Here is a 17,756-nt window from a genome sequence, read left to right on the forward strand (position 1 = left end):
GTGCAATTTTCAGAGAACAATAGTTTCTGAAAACAAAAAGTAACAACAAAAATTGATAGAAGCGAACAGGTCGAGGAAAAGCGTGAGAGAGGAGCGGAGTTTACTGACTGGTAAATGAGCACCGCAAGGAACGCTTTGACGAAGAGATGTGAAGCTTATAGCAATTTTTCCTAAAAACATGCGGGTGTAACTCAATGGTAGAGTGCTAGCCTTCCAAGCTAGTTACGAGGGTTCGATTCCCTTCACCCGCTCCAATATAACGGGGTGTGGCGCAGATGGGAGCGCGCGTGGTTTGGGACCATGAGGTCGCAGGTTCAATCCCTGTCACCCCGACCAAAAAACACTAGATAGATGTCTAGTGTTTTTTTATTTTTGGTTAAAATAATTTGCTATAAAAATTCTTTTGAATTTATAGTTTTTTAATATATAATATACAGGGACACAAAAAAGGAGGAATGGAAATGACTTTAAGTGATAAGGTTTACAGTACGTTAAAAGAACTAGTTGCGGAACCTGGAGTATCGGGTACAGAAAGTGAAAATCTAACATCTGAAAAGATATACAGTATAATATCGGAAATACCATATTTCCAGAACAATAAAAAGAATTTTGGTATGGAATTAATAGAAGAAGATCCATATGGAAGAAGTTTTGTATGGGGTGTTGTGCATGGAAAAGAACAATCAAATAATACACTAATATTAACAGGACATTTAGATGTAGTAGAAGTAGAAGAGTTTGGACACTTAAAACCTGTTGCTTTCAATATTGAAGAATGTACTAAGAGAATCAGTGAGTTAAATTTAGATAAAGAAGCATTAAGAGATCTTGAATCTGGTGAATGGATTTTTGGAAGAGGTACTGCCGATATGAAATATGGCATAGCCTTAGATATAGAAATGCTTAGAGAACTTAGTGAAGAGAGGAATTTTAAAGGCAATTTGCTATTCTTAGCAGTGCCAGGAGAGGAAAGTAACTCAGAAGGAATGATTGCATCTGTACCTTTTCTTTTAAAACTACAAGAGGAGAGGGGATACGACTATTGTGGAGTGATTGTTTCTGAATGTTGCATACCTGATAATGAAAATGATAAGTTAAAAAAACTCTATATGGGAACTGTGGGAAAGATAATGCCGTTATTTTTCTGTGTAGGTAAGGAAACTCATGCAGGAGAGTCTCTTAAAGGGTTAAATCCAAATGCCTTAGTTTCAGAAATAAATAGATTACTAGAGTATAATCCGGATTTTTCAGACCAGGTTAACGATACTATTACACCACCACCTACATGTCTAAAACAGTTAGATTTAAAGGAGCTATATTCTGTACAGACCCCATTGTATGCAGCAGCATATTATAATATATTGACTTTAAGTATTTCAGAAGACAAACTTATGAGAGATTTAAAGGAGTTAAGTTTAAAAGCTTTTAACAATGTTTTAGATCTATTAAAGGAAAAGAGAGATAAATTTATAAAAAAATCTCCAGATAAAGTTCAATACATGGAAGTAGAACCTTGTGTTATGACTTATGAAGAACTTTTAATGGAAGTTAAGGCTAAAGTAAAAGATTTTGATATATATATGAAGGGCAAGGTTGAGCTTTGGAAAAAAGAAAAAATGGACAACCAGACTATTGCAATAAATATTGTCAAAGAGACTTATGAAAAATATAATAGCAAAAAACCAATGATAATAGTTTCTTTTATTCCTCCATACTATCCACATAAATATTTACAAGGTATAGATGATAAAAGTAAAAGGTTTATAGAAGTTATAGATGAAACAATAGAACTTGCTGAAAAGAAATTTAATGAAAAACTTATAAAAGAAGACTTTTTTATGGCTATATCTGATTTAAGTTATACTGGAATAGAAGGAAGTAAAAATCTAGATCATTTATCATCTAATATTGTTGGTTATGATATAAATTATAAATTACCATTAGACTGCTTAGATAAGCTTAATATTCCAGGTATAGTTTTTGGTGGTGAAGGAAAGGACTTTCATAAGTATACTGAAAGGTTGAATGTCCCATACTCATTTAATGTAGTTCCTGAATTGTACAAAAATATGATTTTTTCTCTACTTAAGTAGAAATCAAGAATATAATTTAAGGCACAAAAAGCTAATTGGTTTTTTGTGTCTTAAATTATTCGTTATCAAATTTTAAGCTTGAGCATGAGGTAAGGTTTTAACAAATTCATGGAAATCTTTATATTCTCCTATATAATCTGATATTATCTCATCTTTTGTTCTATGGAGTAGGTTATCAGTTATTAAATATGTCTTCATACCTAATTGTTTTGACACAAGATCTTCTTGTACATCATTTCCAACCATAAGACATTCTTCAGGATCTTTAGAAATATCATTTAATATTTCTTCGTAGTACTTTAATTGAGGTTTACAATAATGATTTTTTTCAAAGCTTGATATGTAAGAGAACTCTTCAGGGTCAAAGCCAGCCCAACGAACTCTGTGATGGATTGCCTTAATTGGAAAGAGTGGATTTGTGGCAATTACAATTTTGTATCCCTTTTCTCTTAAGATTTTAACACTTTCTCTAATAGATTCAACATCTTTAACAGCCTCTTTAACTCTAAAGAAAGTAGTATCATAAAAATCATCAAAACGCTGCTTAATTTTTAATAAGTCATAGTTTACCCTTTGGCCAAAGTCATCCATAAAAACATCTTCATTGGTTTTATGTTCTAAATTTGCCACCATAGTCTTAGTAGAACCCCATATGTTTTTGGCAAGCTCCTCTGGAGTCAGTATATCAGAAAAGGATTTTGTAAGTTCTTCAAAGTATATTTTTTCAAACAGAGCCATATCCAGTGGAAGTAATGTTCCATCTAGATCAAATAAAATAGTATTCATAGCTATCCTCCTTAATTGTTATGTAAAATATTTTATCACAGGAAGGGGGAATTTACTATTATTGATGAAAGGTTTTTCACAACTCATGAATGATATTGACACTTTGTGTGAAATGTTTTAAATGTTTTTGGATGAAAATGATTGATTTTTGAAAATTCCTATATTATAATGTTTACATAGAGTAAAGATATTATATATCAATAAGTAGGTGATAAAATGCTGACTGAAGAAAGACACAATATTATATTAGATTTATTAAGAGAAAAAGGGGTAATAAAAATAATAGATCTAATGGAAATTACTAATACATCAGAGTCCACTATAAGAAGGGATTTAACTTATTTAGAAAGCATTAATGCTTTGAAAAGAATACATGGTGGTGCAACATTACCAAAAGGAAGATTAATTGAACCTAGTTATAGTGAAAAAGAAGTTCAAAGCGTAGATGAGAAGAAGCGTATTGCTAAATATGCCGCATCTTTAATAGAAGATGGCGATAGTATATATCTAGATGCGGGTACATCAACCTATGAAATGATTCAATATATAGATAAAAGCAACATTGTTGTTGTTACTAATGGTCTTAAGCATATAAATGCTCTAGTTGATAAAGGTATAAATGCCTATATACTTGGAGGAAAAATTAAGAATACAACAAAGGCAGTTATAGGTTCAGATGCTCTAAAAAGTCTAGAGAAGTTCAGATTTGATAAATGTTTTTTGGGTATAAACGGAATACACATTGAATGTGGTTTTACTACTCCAGATTCTGAAGAAGCTATGCTCAAAGAAAACGCTATCAAGCATTCAAGACGATCCTTTGTATTGGCGGATGAAAGTAAATTTGGAGAAGTTAGCTTTGTAAAAGTAGCAGATTTGAAAGATGCTGTTATAATTACAAATTCGGAAGTTGAAAATTACAAAGAATATAATGAAAAAACTAAAGTAAAGGTTGTGACAATTTAATGATATATACTGTAACTTTTAACCCTTCAATAGACTATGTTATTAAGGTTGAAAACTTCACAGCAGGAACTGTTAACAGAGTAGTTAACGAAAATAAATATGCTGGTGGGAAAGGTATAAATGTATCAAGAGTTTTAAATAACTTAGGAATAAAAAGTAAGGCACTAGGTTTTATTGGGGGATTTACAGGACAGTTTATAGAGAATTTTCTTAAAAAGGAAGAAATATATACTGATTTTATCCAGGTAAATGGAGATACGAGAATAAATGTGAAGCTTAGTTCTAATGAAGAAACAGAGATAAATGGTAGTGGCCCTAATATTGGGGAGGAAGATTTAAATAAGTTATTTGGAAAGATAGATGCTTTAAATTCAGAAGACATTCTAGTGTTGGCTGGAAATGTGCAGAAATCTCTTCCAAGAAATATATATTCGCAAATTCAAGAGAAGGTAAAAGACAAAGAAGTAAAAGTAATTGTAGATACTACTGGTGAGGCTTTGATATCTACACTAAGACACAAGCCATTTCTGATTAAGCCTAACAATCACGAATTAGGTGAAATATTTAATATTGAGATTCATAAGAAAGAGGATATAATAAAATATTCACAAAAGCTTAGAGAAATGGGAGCACAAAATGTAATTATATCTATGGCAGGTGAAGGTGCGCTATTAATAAGTAGTGAAGGAGTATACCATGCATCTGCTCCAAAAGGAATTGTAAAAAATTCAGTAGGGGCAGGAGATTCACTTATAGCAGGATTCCTTGCTAGCTATTCTAAAACTCAAGATATTAATGAAGCTTTTAGATACGGAGTAGCATCAGGAAGCGCTACAGCATTTTCTATGGACTTATGCAAAAGAGAGGATGTAGAAAAGTTACTTGTGCAGGTTAAGATCATTAAATTATCTTCTTAAAAGTTACTTCAGAGAAATTATTTTTCTGACGTGCAAATTAAATAATAAAAAATTAATGCCTAGGATGAAAACCTTTTAAAAATAGGAGGAAAGTTATGAAAGTTACAGAGCTTCTAATAAAAGAAACAATTATTGTAGATTTAAAATCAACCACAAAAGCCGACGTAATAGATGAATTGACAAATAAATTAGATAGAGCAGGAAGATTAAGAGATAAAGAAGAATTTAAGAATGCCATATGGAAAAGAGAAAATGAATTTTCAACAGGAATTGGAGAAGGAATAGCAATTCCGCATGCAAAAACATCTGCAGTTAAAACTCCAGCCTTAGCTTTTGGTCGCTCTAAGGGTGGAATAGATTATGATTCTTTAGACGGAAACAGCTCTCATATATTTTTTATGATAGCTGCTAGTGAAGGCGCTCATAATGAGCACTTGGATACATTATCTAGATTATCTAGTATGCTTATGAATGAAGGCTTTAGAGAAAAGCTTATGAATGCAAATTCAGAGGAAGAGATCTTGTTATTAATTGATAGAGAAGAAAAGAGTTATTTAAAGGAACAAAAACAAGATATAAATACTGAAAATAAAGAATCTAAAGGCTTAATATTGGCTGTAACTGCATGTCCAACTGGCATAGCTCATACTTATATGGCAGCAGACGCATTAAAAAACAAAGCTAGAGATATGGGAATAGATATAAAGGTAGAAACCAACGGTTCTACAGGAGTTAAAAATAGATTAACAGAAGAAGAAATCGAAAAGGCAACTGCTATTATAGTTGCTGCAGATAAGCAAGTTGAAATGTCTAGATTTGAGGGTAAAAAACTAATTCAAGTTCCTGTTGCCCAAGCTATTAAGAAGCCAGAAGAACTTTTAAATAAAGGGTTAAGTGGTAATGCAGCAGTATATCATCACAGCGGAAATGATAAAAATGTATCAGCAAGTAAAAATGAAAGAACTGGATTCTATAAACATCTTATGAATGGTGTTTCCAATATGCTTCCTTTTGTTGTAGGAGGAGGTATATTAATAGCAATATGCTTTATGTTTGGTATAAAAGCTTTTGAACCAAATGACCCATCTTTTAATCCAACAGCTAAGCTTTTAATGGATATAGGTGGTGGTAATGCATTTTCACTAATGATACCAGTTTTAGCTGGATTCATAGGCAGCAGTATAGCTGACAGACCAGGTTTTGCCCCAGCTATGGTTGGAGGATTTATAGCAGCAAATAATGGTGCTGGATTCTTAGGAGGGTTAATTGCAGGTTTCCTCGGTGGCTATGTTGTATTAGGTCTTAAAAACATATTCTCTAAATTACCACAGTCATTAGAGGGCATAAAACCAGTATTATTATATCCGCTATTTGGAATATTCATCACTGGAGCTATTATGTTCCTCGTTGTTATTAGTCCGGTTAAAGCTCTTAATGCAGGTGTTACAAGCTGGTTAAGTTCAATGGGTACTGCCAATAAGATAATCCTTGGTATAGTATTAGGTGGAATGATGGCTGTTGATATGGGTGGTCCGATAAATAAAGCTGCATTTACCTTTGGAATAGCAATGATTGGTTCAGGAAATTATTATCCTCATGCTGCAATTATGGCTGGAGGTATGGTTCCACCATTAGGTATTGCCATTGCAACTACATTATTTAAAAATAGATTCACAAAAGAGGAAAGAGATGCAGGTAAAACTTGTTATATAATGGGTGCAAGTTTTATAACTGAAGGTGCTATACCTTTTGCAGCAGCTGACCCAGGTAGGGTTATACCTTCGATAGTTGTAGGTTCAGCAATAGCAGGAGCGCTTACTATGATGTTTAATATAGGGCTTCCAGCTCCACATGGAGGAATCTTCGTAATTCCTATAGTAAAAGGTAACTCATTATTATATTTAGCGGCTATATTAATTGGATCTTTTGTTACAGCAATAATGTTAGGATTTCTTAAAAAACCAATAGAAGATTAATAAAAAAAGTCTTGTTAAAATAAGTTTATAAACTTTAATTTTAACAAGACTTTTTTTAATTTTATATACTAAGCTGCTAATTTTTCTTCAAGGCTTTCTGAGAGTTTTTCACCTTTTCTAACGAATATAATGTTAATAGCCATTGCTATTAGTCCAAAGAGAACTAATATTAATGAGTCCTTTTGAATAATTGAATAGTTTATTCTTGACGCAAATAATATTTCCCTTATAGCTTCTACAGCGTAAGTAAAAGGTAAGTATGGACTTATGGCCTGGAAGAACTTGGGTAACACTTCAATAGGGAAGGTACCAGAATCTGAGCATAATTGAAGTACTAATAATACAACAGCTAGACCTTCACCGACAAGTCCAAATAGATTCATAAAGCAATGAATTATAGAGTCAAAGGAAAGAGCCATTAAGATTAATAGTAAAAATAGAAGTAAAGTGTTCGATGGCTTAATTCCAAGTGCTAGTACTATTCCACCTAATGCCACAGCTTGAATTATACCTATAAGAGCATATGGAGTAAATTTTCCAAGAACAAGCTGAACATTGTTAAGTTCTTTATAATCATCTTTTTTAGTTTTAATTACAAGAAACATGAAAACTGCACCAAGCCATATAGATATTGGTAAGAAATATGGTGCCAATCCTGAACCGTAGTTATTTATAGGATTTAAGTTTTGTTCATCCACTTTTACTGGATTACCTATAAAGTTTCCAAGGTCTTTGCTTGAAGTTTTAACATTGTCTTCAACTTTCTTTATACCATTATTTAATCCAGTATCGAGTTCCTTTGTTCCATTCTTCAAATCATTTAGCCCAGTACTTAATTGACCAGAACCTTCAGTTAGCTTATTCACACCTTGAGCTAGATTAGGTACTTGACTATTAAGTTGACCCAGACCCTGAGTTAGCTGATAAGAACCATCATATAGCTGCTTAGAGCTATTTTGAAGCAGTGGCATATTACTGTCAAGGTTCTCTAAACCACTTGCTAGCTGGGATGACCCCTGTGATATTGTATTAATTCCTAAAGATAGTTGGTATACCCCGTTCGCATATTGGTTAACACCTGTCGTGTATGGTTCAATTCCTTGAGACTTAAAGCTATTAAGTCCAGAGTAAAACATTCCTGATGCGGAATTTTGATTATTTATATCAAGTTGACTTGATAAATTTGAGGCACCAGTAGCTACTTGCTTTACACCATCTTTCAGCATTTCTATATTTTTTGAATTATCAGGATTAGTAGCCTGATCTGATATAGATTGCATTGTTGATAGAAATGCTTGCATATTGGGATCTTGCATTGCTTCTGGGTGCGCTGCCAAATATGCTTGAAGCTGTTTTTGACCATTACTCATAGCCTGCTGATTTTGATTTAATGTAGTAATTAAAGAATTTACTCCACTCTGCACCTGATTAACTCCAGAGCTTAGTTGGTCTGCGCCACTCTTTAAGCCATTAGAAACCTGAGTATAGCCTGATATAAGCTTGCTATCAAAATTCTCATTTAAGGAGTCTCCAGCACTTTTTAAATCTGAAGATTTATCCGTTAACTCTTTTGCCCCTTCTTGTAGGCTATTCATACTTTTATTTAATGTTGTTGCTCCTGAAGTTAGCTTATTTGTACCAGATGATAATTCTGGAATCTTCGAGTTAAGTTGTCCAAGACCATTATTCAATTGATCTGAGCCGTCAGTTAGAGAACTAACACCTTTTTGAAGCTCAGGAAGTTGTTTGTCCATTTCCTTTAATCCAGTATTGAGACTTTGGCTTCCATCTTTTAATTTGCTAGTTCCATCATATAACTTTTCTGTTCCATTTGAGGCATCTTTCATACCATCTTTCATTTCATATATGCTATCAAATGCAATTTCACCGTATTCCCCAGAAATACTTTTCTTAATCTCATTAACGAATTCATTTTTTATAGCATCAGAGATTTTTGTGCCAATATAATTTTTCTTGTTGTTTGAAAGATAAATAATTTTAGGTGCTATAGCGTTACCATCCTTTGCACTTACTATTTTTTGAGAAAAATCCTCAGGAATTTGAATTTCTGCAAAGTACGTGTCATTAGCTATGCCTTTAGTAGCTTCTTCTTCAGAAACAAATTTAAAGCCTACATCCTTCTTATCCTTTAGACTATTAACTATGTCATTACCATAGTTATAACTTTTGTCCTCTGCAGAGGTACCTTTGTCTTTGTTTACTACAGCTATATTGTAATTTTTTAAACTGCCATAGGGATCCCAATAAGCTTTTAAATAGAATAAGCTGTATGAAAGAGGAATGACTATGACCGCTGCAGTTGCTGCTAGTTTGATTTTATTTTGGTATATTGATTTTAATTCACTTTTAAAAATTTTAAATAATTTCATAAATCAAACACATCCTCCTATAATAAAATAAGTACTGACCAGTCAGTACAATAATGTTATACAACAAAGTGAAACAAATTTCAAGCTTATTTAAAACTAATTTCCATGAAAAGTACACTCAGATATGTAGATTTAAGGAAATAAATTAATAAATTACATATAAATAGAGATCACTGGAATCATAATTTTCTTGATTCTGGTGATCTCTAATTTTAAATAATACATATATTGTAATTAGTTAAATAACAACTGTTAAGTTCAAATTATTGTATATTTGAATAGCTGGTAGCTTCGTCATCTTTACCTTTGTTATTTATAAATACAGAAGCTAAAAGGCTTATTGCAAGTATAGTAAATATGGATACTAAGGACACTACTACTGATATGTGTATATTAAATAATAATGCTAATAACTTTATACCTGTAAATATTAATATACATGCAACACCATATTTCATATAAGCAAATTTTTCATGAAGCTTATATAAAAGGAAGTACATACTTCTAAGTCCCAAAATTGCAAATATATTTGAAGTATAAACTATAAAAGGATCTGTTGTTATAGAAAATATAGCAGGGATTGAGTCTATGGCAAATATAATATCGGAAAATTCTATAAGCAACAATACTGCAAATAGAGGAGTTATATAAAGTTTTTTATTTTTTCTTATAAAAAACTTTTCTCCTTCTAATTTATCTGAAACAGGAATAATTTTATTAATAAATTTAAGTAATTTACTATCTTTTATGTCGTTAACTTTATCATTTTCTTTAAACATTTTAATTCCACTTATTATTAATATTAATCCAAATATATATAGCATCCAGTGGAACTTATTAACTACAGTTATTCCTAATACAACAAATATAAATCTTAAAATTATTGCGCCCCATATACCATAGGAAAGAACTTTCTTTTGATATTCTGGTTTAATTGAAAAGCCTTCAAAAACAAGCAAAAACAAGAAAAGATTATCAAGACTTAAACTTTGTTCAATTACATATCCACCTAAGAAAGATAAAGCCTTTTCGGAACCCATAAATATATAAATACCTATATTAAATAGTAAAGCTAGTCCCACCCACATACCTAATGTTAACATTGATTTTTTAGTAGACATAAAATTCCTCCTTTATTATTTAAGTAAATTTAATAATGTATTAATTAAATAAGATTATTAAGAAATTTAATATTGTGAGACTATGTAGTAAAATAAAAAACAAAAGACTTTTAACATAATCTTAAAGATTATGTTAAAAGTCTTATTACCTCACAAAGGCCTACAAAACCAGATTTGATAAATATTCAAATCGGAATGTTGATTTTGCAGTTTAAATTACTCCCTTTTAACTAACTTTATTAAATTCTATAGTGTTATAATATCACATAAATTCCTATTAGTCAAGTTATAAATATGTCTTTAAATATAAAATTTAATTATGTTAAGAGTTAATAATTAACGCTTATTTTAAAAATCTAAACTTATTTTAAAATATAGTTGACAAGCATTATAAGATAGTATATAATTCATAAATGTACCAAGGACATGTAAGTATATGCGGGTGTAACTCAATGGTAGAGTGCTAGCCTTCCAAGCTAGTTACGAGGGTTCGATTCCCTTCACCCGCTCCAAATATGCGTTTTTAGCTCAGTTGGATAGAGCAACGGCCTTCTAAGCCGTGTGCCAGGGGTTCGAATCCCTTAAGACGCACCATTATTTTGGGATATCGCCAAGCGGTAAGGCACCAGACTTTGACTCTGGTATTCGTAGGTTCGAATCCTGCTATCCCAGCCATTTAAACTTTAATAATTATTGAGATGTAATGAATTTGCGGGAGTGGCTCAGTGGTAGAGCGTCACCTTGCCAAGGTGAACGTCGCGGGTTCGAATCCCGTCTTCCGCTCCAACATATGCTTTATATTATATAAAGCAATTATAAAAGTTCATATTTTAATGTAGATCACAATGTATTGTGGTCATATGATTTCTTAACAAAATCGAATAATCTTGCTATAAAGATTATAATTTTTAATTGTTAGAAACGAATAGATCAAGGAACAAAGCGAAGCGAGGAGTGGAGTTTACTGATGTGTAAATGAACACCGCAGCGAGCAAAGTGACGAAGATATATGAAGTTTATCACAATTAAAAACATCTGGTGATTATGACGTGAAGGTAACACCCGTTCCCATTCCGAACACGACGGTTAAGCTTCACAGTGCCGATGGTACTGCAGGGGAGACCCTGTGGGAGAGTAGGTCGTCGCCAGGTTCAATAAAAAAACACTAAGTGTATGCTTAGTGTTTTTTTATTTTACCTAGTAAATATAAATGTACTTAGAATAATCATTATATTGATTTGAAAGGTAATTAAACTTATAATTTATATATGTAATAATATGGTAAATGAGTTATTCCTATTTATACGGAGATGGATTTTAAATCTGTAGTTTAAAATTATAAATACTATGGAACTGAGGGGGATAAAATGGTTTCAAATTTATTTAATGCAGAAAAGGTATTAGAGTGTTTACTAGAAAATTTAGATGAAGGAATTCAAATAGTTGATTCTACCGGGAAGACAATGTATTACAATAAGGCGATGGGCAAGATAGAAGGAATTGAACCTGGGAAAGTTCTAGGGAAAAGAGTTAATGAATACCTAAAGGATGTAAAGGAAGACACCTCTACTCTAATGAATGCTCTAAAAACCGGTAAGAAAATTGTGGACTTAATTCAGCAGTATAGCAACGAATACAAGAAAAAAGTCACAACTATAAATACTACTGTGCCAATAATCCATAATGGCAAAAATATAGCTGCTATTGAGATAGCTAAAGATATGACGAAACTAAAGGAACTAACAGAGTGTATATGTAAGTTACAGGAAATCAGTGTGAAATCAAAAAAGAACTATACCTTTAGTGATATATGTGGAAACAGTCCTGCAATGAAAAGTGCTATAGAAAAAGCTAAAAAAGCAAGTATATCAAATTCTTCTGTCTTAATTTATGGAGAAACTGGATGTGGTAAAGAAGTTTTCGCACAAAGCATTCATTATGACGGATTAAGAAAAAATAAACCATTTATACCTATAAATTGTGCTGCTATTCCTGCTGCATTACTTGAAGGAATGTTATTCGGGACAGAAAAAGGAAGTTTTACAGGAGCAGAAAATAAAAAAGGATTATTTGAAGAAGCAAATAGGGGGACGATTTTGTTAGATGAAGTTAATTCTATGGAACCTTATCTTCAATCTAAGCTATTAAGAGTATTACAAGATGGATATATAAGACCTGTTGGAAGCAGTAAAGTTATAGACTGTGATGTTCGAGTAATAGCAACATTAAATGAAGAGCCAGAAAAACTAATTGAAAGCGGAAAGCTTAGAAAAGATTTTTATTATAGATTAAGTGTTATAAGGTTAAATATACCACCATTGAGGGAAAGAAAAGAGGATATACCTATATTGTTAGATAAATTCATTGAAAATTATAATAAAATTTTAGACAAAAATATAATAGGAATTGATAAAGATGTTATGGAAAAGTTAATAGAATATAATTGGCCAGGGAATATAAGAGAATTAAAAAATGCAATAGAATCTTCTATGAATATGGCAGATAGCAATTCTATTTTAAGCTATTGGCATTTTGATCCGAAAATATTCAGTAAGCCTTTAAATGAAAACCGAATAGATATTGAAAATCTTATTATAGATAAAAATCATAACTTTGACTTGGAACAATATATTGGAAATATTGAAAAAGAGATAATAAAAAGAACATTGAAAAATAACCATTATAATGTTAGTAGAACTTCCAAAGAGTTAAATGTTTCGAGACAAAACTTACAATATAAGATTAAAAAGTATAATATTAATAAAATTGATTAGTGTGTAGTAAACTATTTCTATAAATTGTATAAATATTAATTAAATTTGATTAATCTACATAAGTGCAAAAATCTTTGCTAGACATGCAAAAAAGTTTGCTTTTACAATAATTGGGTTTTATGTGTGTATTAGTAAGCTTGTTTAATTCTATTAAAAATATTTAAATAAATAGTGCAAAAAATTTTTCCTTAATTTATGCATGTATTTTGGGACGAGGCCAAAATGCATGCTTTTTTATTTGGCATGGCAATTGCTATATAAGTAATACATAAAAGTAAATAAAATTTTGCCTAGGAAATCACTATGAGATGTATACACAATAGTAGGCTAATTTATTTAAGTTAAAATTTTTTATGTGGTAGGTGAAGAGTATATGATAAAAAAGGGTACATGGGTAGAAATTGAAGAGACTGTTTTAACACCAAAAGAGAGATCTCAAAGTATACCTGAAGAAACTAAAGAAACACCACTTAAGTGCTGGATAAGAGGAAACTGTTTACAGGACTGTGAAATTGGTGGCGAGGTAGAAGTTGAAACAAATGTAGGAAGAATTGCAAGAGGAAAAGTTGTTGAGGTTGAACCAGGATATGATCATTCCTTTGGAAAATATGTTCAAGAACTAAGCTATGTGGGAAAACAAGTTAGAGACATCATAAAAGAGTAATTGCTAAGCCTGCATTTAAGAAAAGAAGGGGGTAATAAATAATGAATAAGTATGAAGAACTTATGGCAAGAAAGAGTCAAATCATGCTTAAATCCGTTGGGATTGATTTTGATAAATATGAAACTGGAAAACTTTCATTTAATTATGAAGGCCTTATGAGAGATGTAGGATATTGTTTAGAGGAAGTTCGAGAAATTCAAAAAGAGGCTGGGGTTGGAAATACTCCGTTAATAGAACTTAAAAACATAACAAAGTTAGCAAGAAAGGTTTCTAAAACAGGTAAGGCTGCTAGAATATTTATAAAAGATGAGAGCTGTAATCCATCGGGAAGCTTTAAAGATAGAAGAGCATCAGTGTCTGTGTATGATGCCATGAAAAGAGGTTATAAAGGCGTAGCGGCAGCTACTTCTGGTAATTATGGTGCAGCAGTGGCCTCTCAAGCTAATATAAGAGGACTCAAATGCATAATAGCAAATGAATGCTATGATTCAAGAAAAATTGGACAGCCTGAAATCATAGAAAAAGGAAGAAAGTGTGAGGGTTATGGAGCAGAAGTTGTTAGGCTTACTGTTGGGCCAGAGTTATTTTACACATATCTGAAAATACTTGAAGATACAGGATATTATAATGCATCCTTATATTCCTCCTATGGAATAGCTGGAGTAGAAACATTAGGTTATGAGATAGCAGAAAAATGCAGAGAAAAGTTTGAAAGAGACCCTAGTGCTGTAGTGGCAACACATGCAGGAGGTGGCAATGTTACTGGTACAGCTAGAGGCCTAATAAAAGCAGGAGCGTTAGATACAAAAATAATAGGTGCATCTGTAGATTTAAGCGGTCTTCATATGGCATCAGATATAGCCTTCAATAAGAAATCCTTTACTACAGGGCACACGGGGTTTGGCATTCCCTTCATGACGAACCCTGATAGATCAGATGTTCCGAGAAGTGCAGCAAGACCATTAAGATATATGGATAGATATGTAACTATAAGCCAGGGTGAAGTATTCTGGATGACTGAAGTGCTGGCTCAACTAGAGGGCTTAGAAAGAGGTCCAGCAGGAAATACATCACTGGCTGCTGCTTTTGCAATTGCGCAAGAATATGACAATGATGAAATAATAGTTGTTCAAGAAACTGAATACACAGGAGCAGGAAAACATCCTATAGCTCAGCTTAATTTTGCAAAAGAAAATGGTATTGAAATCATTATAGGTAATCCAAAGGAAGAAGTTCCTGGTAAGAACATAATATTACCTTCTCATCCTTCATTAGTGTCAGTAACAGATGCAAATATGAAAGAGTTAAGAAATTCATATATAAGAAATTCTTTAAAGAGAATAAAGGGAAATGAAATTGAGCAAAGAGATCTTAAATTCCTGTTAGAAGAAACTAAGTTATCATTAAGAGAAACTAAAGAGTTATTAAAAGAAAATAATATAAGTATAGAGTAGGAGGAAATGTATGAAAAGGGAAAGTGATTTTGAAATAAGAAGACAGCATTTAAAAGATTTAAGTGACGAACAGTTATATGAAAGATTTTGGGATTTAACAGAGCAAATTATAAAGCCCTTAGTAGACTTGGCATATACACATACATCACCAGCAATTGAACGTTCAGTGCTCTTGAGAATGGGATTTTCCAGTTTAGATGCACAGCCAATAGTCGATTATGGAGTAAAATGGAATTTATTAGATAAAGGAATGGGCAATGTAGTTTTAACTTATGCAAAAATAAAAAATATTAATTATTTAAATGCAGGGGAAGAATTAGCAAAAGGTGTAGGTTGGGATTTAGTTATTGACAAAATGAAAGGCGGTGACAAGTAATGATTGAGAGATTAGAGGCAAATAAGAAAATAGATATAGAAGAAATATTAAGAGATTTAGACAAATATGAACCAAAGTGGAGAGGTTGGCACTGGAGAGAAAAAAATGAAGAAGGAAAAGCTGGTGAGTTTACTTATAGTGAGATATCTAAATCTTTAAAAAATAGTCAGCCGCTTCCAGCTGCAAGAAGCTTTAATAGCATTGATCCACAGCCACAACCGATTATTACCACGGAAATAGCTTCCGGAAGGTTTGAAGATGATATAAGAAGAATGAGAATGGCAGCATGGCATGGTGCAGATCACCTTATGGTAATAAGAACAGCAGGACAAAGTCACTTTGATGGATTAATAGAAGGTACTCCAGAAGGAATAGGTGGTGTGCCTATTACAAGGAAGCAAGTTAGAGCAACAAGAAAAGCTATAGATTTAATAGAAGAAGAAGTAGGAAGAAAAATAAATTTTCATTCTTACGTATCTGGAGTGGCTGGTCCTGACATAGCTGTTATGTTTGCTGAAGAGGGAGTAAATGGAGCTCACCAGGATCCTCAGTATAATGTGCTTTATAGAAATGTTAATATGTTCAGATCCTTTGTAGATGCAGCAGTAGCGAAAAGAATAATGATTTGGGCAGACATGCTGCAGATAGATGGAGCTCACAATGCCAATGCTACAGCAATGAAAGGCTATAATGTAATGCCAGAACTAATGGTACAGCATGCTATAAATGCTAAGTTTTCAGAGTTAGTTGGAATGAAGCCAGAGAATATAGCTCTTTCAACGGTTCCTCCAACATCCGCGCCAGCACCATGTATGAAATATGATTTACCATATGCAGTAGCATTAAGAGAGTTATTTAGCAAATATAAAATGAGAGCACAAATGAACACAAAATATATAGAGTCCTGTGAAAGAGAAGCTACTGTAGGACATACTTTAAATCTATTGATATCACAGTTAACTTCTGCAGATATTCAAAGCACAATAACCCCTGACGAGGGAAGAAATGTTCCGTGGCATTATAATAATATACATGCTGTAAATACTGCTAAGCAGGCCTTTATTGGTATGGATGGACTGATGGAGATGGTAGAGCTAAGAAAAGAGGGCTATCTACCAGAAAAAGTAAGAGAATTAAAAGAAAGAGCTATTCTATTCTTAGAGGAAATGATTGAAGTTGGTGGATACTTTAAAGCAGTGGATTCCGGATTCTTTGTAGATTCAGGAGAATATCCTGAGAGAAATGGTGACGGTATAGCAAGAAAGATAGATGGCGGAGATGCTGTCGGAACCATAGTAAAAAGAGACAAAGATTACTTTGCACCTGTTTGTGCTCATTTTGGATATAATAACATCCCTATTGAATATAAGAATGCATGTGATGCTATAAATGGATGCACATTATGTGATCATTCAAAGATTAAATACATCGATGAACTTGATGAAAATGACAACGTATTCAAAAGGTTAGAGAGAATTAAAGAAGATGGTACAGTGATTCCAGAAGTTCAGTGGGCAAAAGATGGATATGTAAAAGTTACATTATGCATACCTGAAAATGAACAAATAAGCGAAGCTGCTGCACTTGAAATGGGAAAGAGAATGAATTTAAAAGATGTAGAAATTATTCATAAACAAGTTTTACAGATGTCAGAAGGAACTCTAGTAGAAATTAAGGGCGTATGCGATTTTATACCTGTAAAACGAGATGAGCTTTCCTTACCAAAGAGAAGAAAAACTCTACCTCCAGATGTAATGAGAGATTATGTTAAAGAAAATCCAATAAAAGTTGTTGCAGCTACTGTGGGAGAGGATGAACACTCTGTAGGATTAAGAGAAGTTATAGATATTAAACACGGAGGGGTTGAAAAGTTTGGTATAGAGGCAATTTATCTTGGTACCTCCTGCCCTGTAGAAAAGCTTGTTGATGCGGCAATAGAATCAAGGGCTCAAGCGATATTGTGCAGTACAATAATAACCCACAATGATGTTCATACAAAGAATATGCAAAAGCTTCATGACTTGTGCGTAGAAAAAGGTGTAAGAGATAAATTGATACTTGTATCCGGTGGAACCCAAGTAACTGATGAGATTGCAAAAGCACATGGTATGGATGTTGGTTTTGGAAGAGGTTCAAATGGTACAGATGTAGCATCCTTTATTATTAAGAAGCTAATGGGTGTGAATCCGGATGAAGAGGAATAAGAAGTAGCTTAAAAAACGTATATTTATAAATTACA

General features: G+C 32.5%; 12 protein-coding genes, 6 tRNA genes and 1 rRNA gene. 16 read left to right on the forward strand and 3 right to left on the reverse strand.

Translation table 11 applies throughout. From position 1 onward, the window contains the following. The first annotated feature begins 180 nt into the window (after window positions 1-180). The 3 genes from I6U51_RS16300 to I6U51_RS16310 all read left to right on the forward strand — a co-directional run bounded on the left by I6U51_RS16300 (window position 181) and on the right by I6U51_RS16310 (window position 2,093). Window positions 181-254 (forward strand) — tRNA-Gly (locus I6U51_RS16300). A gap of 6 nt (window positions 255-260) precedes the next feature. After that, window positions 261-336 (forward strand) — tRNA-Pro (locus tag I6U51_RS16305). A gap of 125 nt (window positions 337-461) precedes the next feature. Beyond that, a complete protein-coding gene (locus I6U51_RS16310) occupies window positions 462-2,093 on the forward strand; it encodes a M20/M25/M40 family metallo-hydrolase (protein ID WP_211143646.1) in 1,632 nt (543 codons plus the stop codon). A gap of 72 nt (window positions 2,094-2,165) precedes the next feature. On the opposite strand, the gene I6U51_RS16315 is transcribed toward I6U51_RS16310, so the two are convergent. After that, window positions 2,166-2,879 (reverse strand): HAD family hydrolase, encoded by a 714-nt coding sequence (locus I6U51_RS16315; protein ID WP_211143647.1) that lies wholly within the window; start codon window positions 2,877-2,879, stop codon window positions 2,166-2,168. Window positions 2,880-3,095: 216 nt separating this feature from the next. Here I6U51_RS16315 and I6U51_RS16320 point away from each other — a divergent pair, with 216 nt between their 5' ends. The 3 genes from I6U51_RS16320 (at window position 3,096) to I6U51_RS16330 (ending at window position 6,738) form a co-directional block, all read left to right on the forward strand. Continuing rightward, on the forward strand, window positions 3,096-3,845 hold the full coding sequence (locus I6U51_RS16320; protein ID WP_211143648.1) for a DeoR/GlpR family DNA-binding transcription regulator: 750 nt from the start codon (window positions 3,096-3,098) through the stop codon (window positions 3,843-3,845). Beyond that, a complete protein-coding gene (gene pfkB / locus I6U51_RS16325; RefSeq protein ID WP_211143649.1) occupies window positions 3,845-4,762 on the forward strand; it encodes a 1-phosphofructokinase in 918 nt (305 codons plus the stop codon). Before I6U51_RS16320 ends, pfkB begins: the two co-directional genes overlap by 1 nt. A gap of 95 nt (window positions 4,763-4,857) precedes the next feature. Beyond that, complete coding sequence (locus tag I6U51_RS16330; protein ID WP_211143650.1) at window positions 4,858-6,738, forward strand: PTS fructose transporter subunit IIABC; 1,881 nt, start codon at window positions 4,858-4,860, stop codon at window positions 6,736-6,738. A 68-nt stretch (window positions 6,739-6,806) separates the two neighbouring features. On the opposite strand, the gene I6U51_RS16335 is transcribed toward I6U51_RS16330, so the two are convergent. Both I6U51_RS16335 and I6U51_RS16340 read right to left on the reverse strand, forming a co-directional pair. Next, window positions 6,807-9,128: a YhgE/Pip domain-containing protein gene (locus I6U51_RS16335; protein WP_211143651.1), complete on the reverse strand. Its 2,322-nt coding sequence runs from the start codon at window positions 9,126-9,128 to the stop codon at window positions 6,807-6,809. A gap of 263 nt (window positions 9,129-9,391) precedes the next feature. Then, on the reverse strand, window positions 9,392-10,249 hold the full coding sequence (locus I6U51_RS16340; protein WP_211143652.1) for a TerC/Alx family metal homeostasis membrane protein: 858 nt from the start codon (window positions 10,247-10,249) through the stop codon (window positions 9,392-9,394). A 438-nt stretch (window positions 10,250-10,687) separates the two neighbouring features. On the opposite strand from I6U51_RS16340, the gene I6U51_RS16345 reads away from it, so the two are divergent. The 10 genes from I6U51_RS16345 (at window position 10,688) to oraE (ending at window position 17,721) form a co-directional block, all read left to right on the forward strand. Next, window positions 10,688-10,761, forward strand: a tRNA-Gly gene (locus I6U51_RS16345). Window positions 10,762-10,766: 5 nt separating this feature from the next. Then, window positions 10,767-10,843: transfer RNA gene (locus I6U51_RS16350), tRNA-Arg, on the forward strand. A gap of 6 nt (window positions 10,844-10,849) precedes the next feature. Next, window positions 10,850-10,924, forward strand: a tRNA-Gln gene (locus I6U51_RS16355). A gap of 36 nt (window positions 10,925-10,960) precedes the next feature. Then, window positions 10,961-11,035, forward strand: a tRNA-Gly gene (locus I6U51_RS16360). Between the two features lie 248 nt (window positions 11,036-11,283). Further along, window positions 11,284-11,400, forward strand: a 5S ribosomal RNA gene (gene rrf, locus I6U51_RS16365). Window positions 11,401-11,616: 216 nt separating this feature from the next. Continuing rightward, window positions 11,617-13,023, forward strand: coding sequence for a sigma-54 interaction domain-containing protein (locus tag I6U51_RS16370; protein WP_211143653.1), 1,407 nt, complete (start codon window positions 11,617-11,619; stop codon window positions 13,021-13,023). Between the two features lie 373 nt (window positions 13,024-13,396). After that, window positions 13,397-13,687 carry a 2-amino-4-oxopentanoate thiolase subunit OrtA gene (gene ortA / locus I6U51_RS16375; protein ID WP_211143654.1) on the forward strand — a complete coding sequence of 97 codons (291 nt, stop codon included), beginning with the start codon at window positions 13,397-13,399 and terminating at the stop codon, window positions 13,685-13,687. A 41-nt stretch (window positions 13,688-13,728) separates the two neighbouring features. Beyond that, window positions 13,729-15,141 carry a 2-amino-4-oxopentanoate thiolase subunit OrtB gene (gene ortB / locus I6U51_RS16380; RefSeq protein ID WP_211143655.1) on the forward strand — a complete coding sequence of 471 codons (1,413 nt, stop codon included), beginning with the start codon at window positions 13,729-13,731 and terminating at the stop codon, window positions 15,139-15,141. 10 nt (window positions 15,142-15,151) lie between these two features. Continuing rightward, entirely contained in the window at window positions 15,152-15,517 is a 366-nt protein-coding gene (locus I6U51_RS16385; protein ID WP_211143656.1) for an ornithine aminomutase subunit alpha, read from the forward strand. Further along, complete coding sequence (oraE, locus tag I6U51_RS16390) at window positions 15,517-17,721, forward strand: D-ornithine 4,5-aminomutase subunit OraE (RefSeq protein WP_211143657.1); 2,205 nt, start codon at window positions 15,517-15,519, stop codon at window positions 17,719-17,721. The genes I6U51_RS16385 and oraE overlap by 1 nt, the downstream gene beginning before the upstream one ends. The last annotated feature ends 35 nt before the right edge of the window (window positions 17,722-17,756 follow it).

Source organism: Clostridium aciditolerans (assembly GCF_016316925.1).
Taxonomy (GTDB): Bacteria; Bacillota; Clostridia; order Clostridiales; family Clostridiaceae; genus Clostridium_AM; species Clostridium_AM aciditolerans.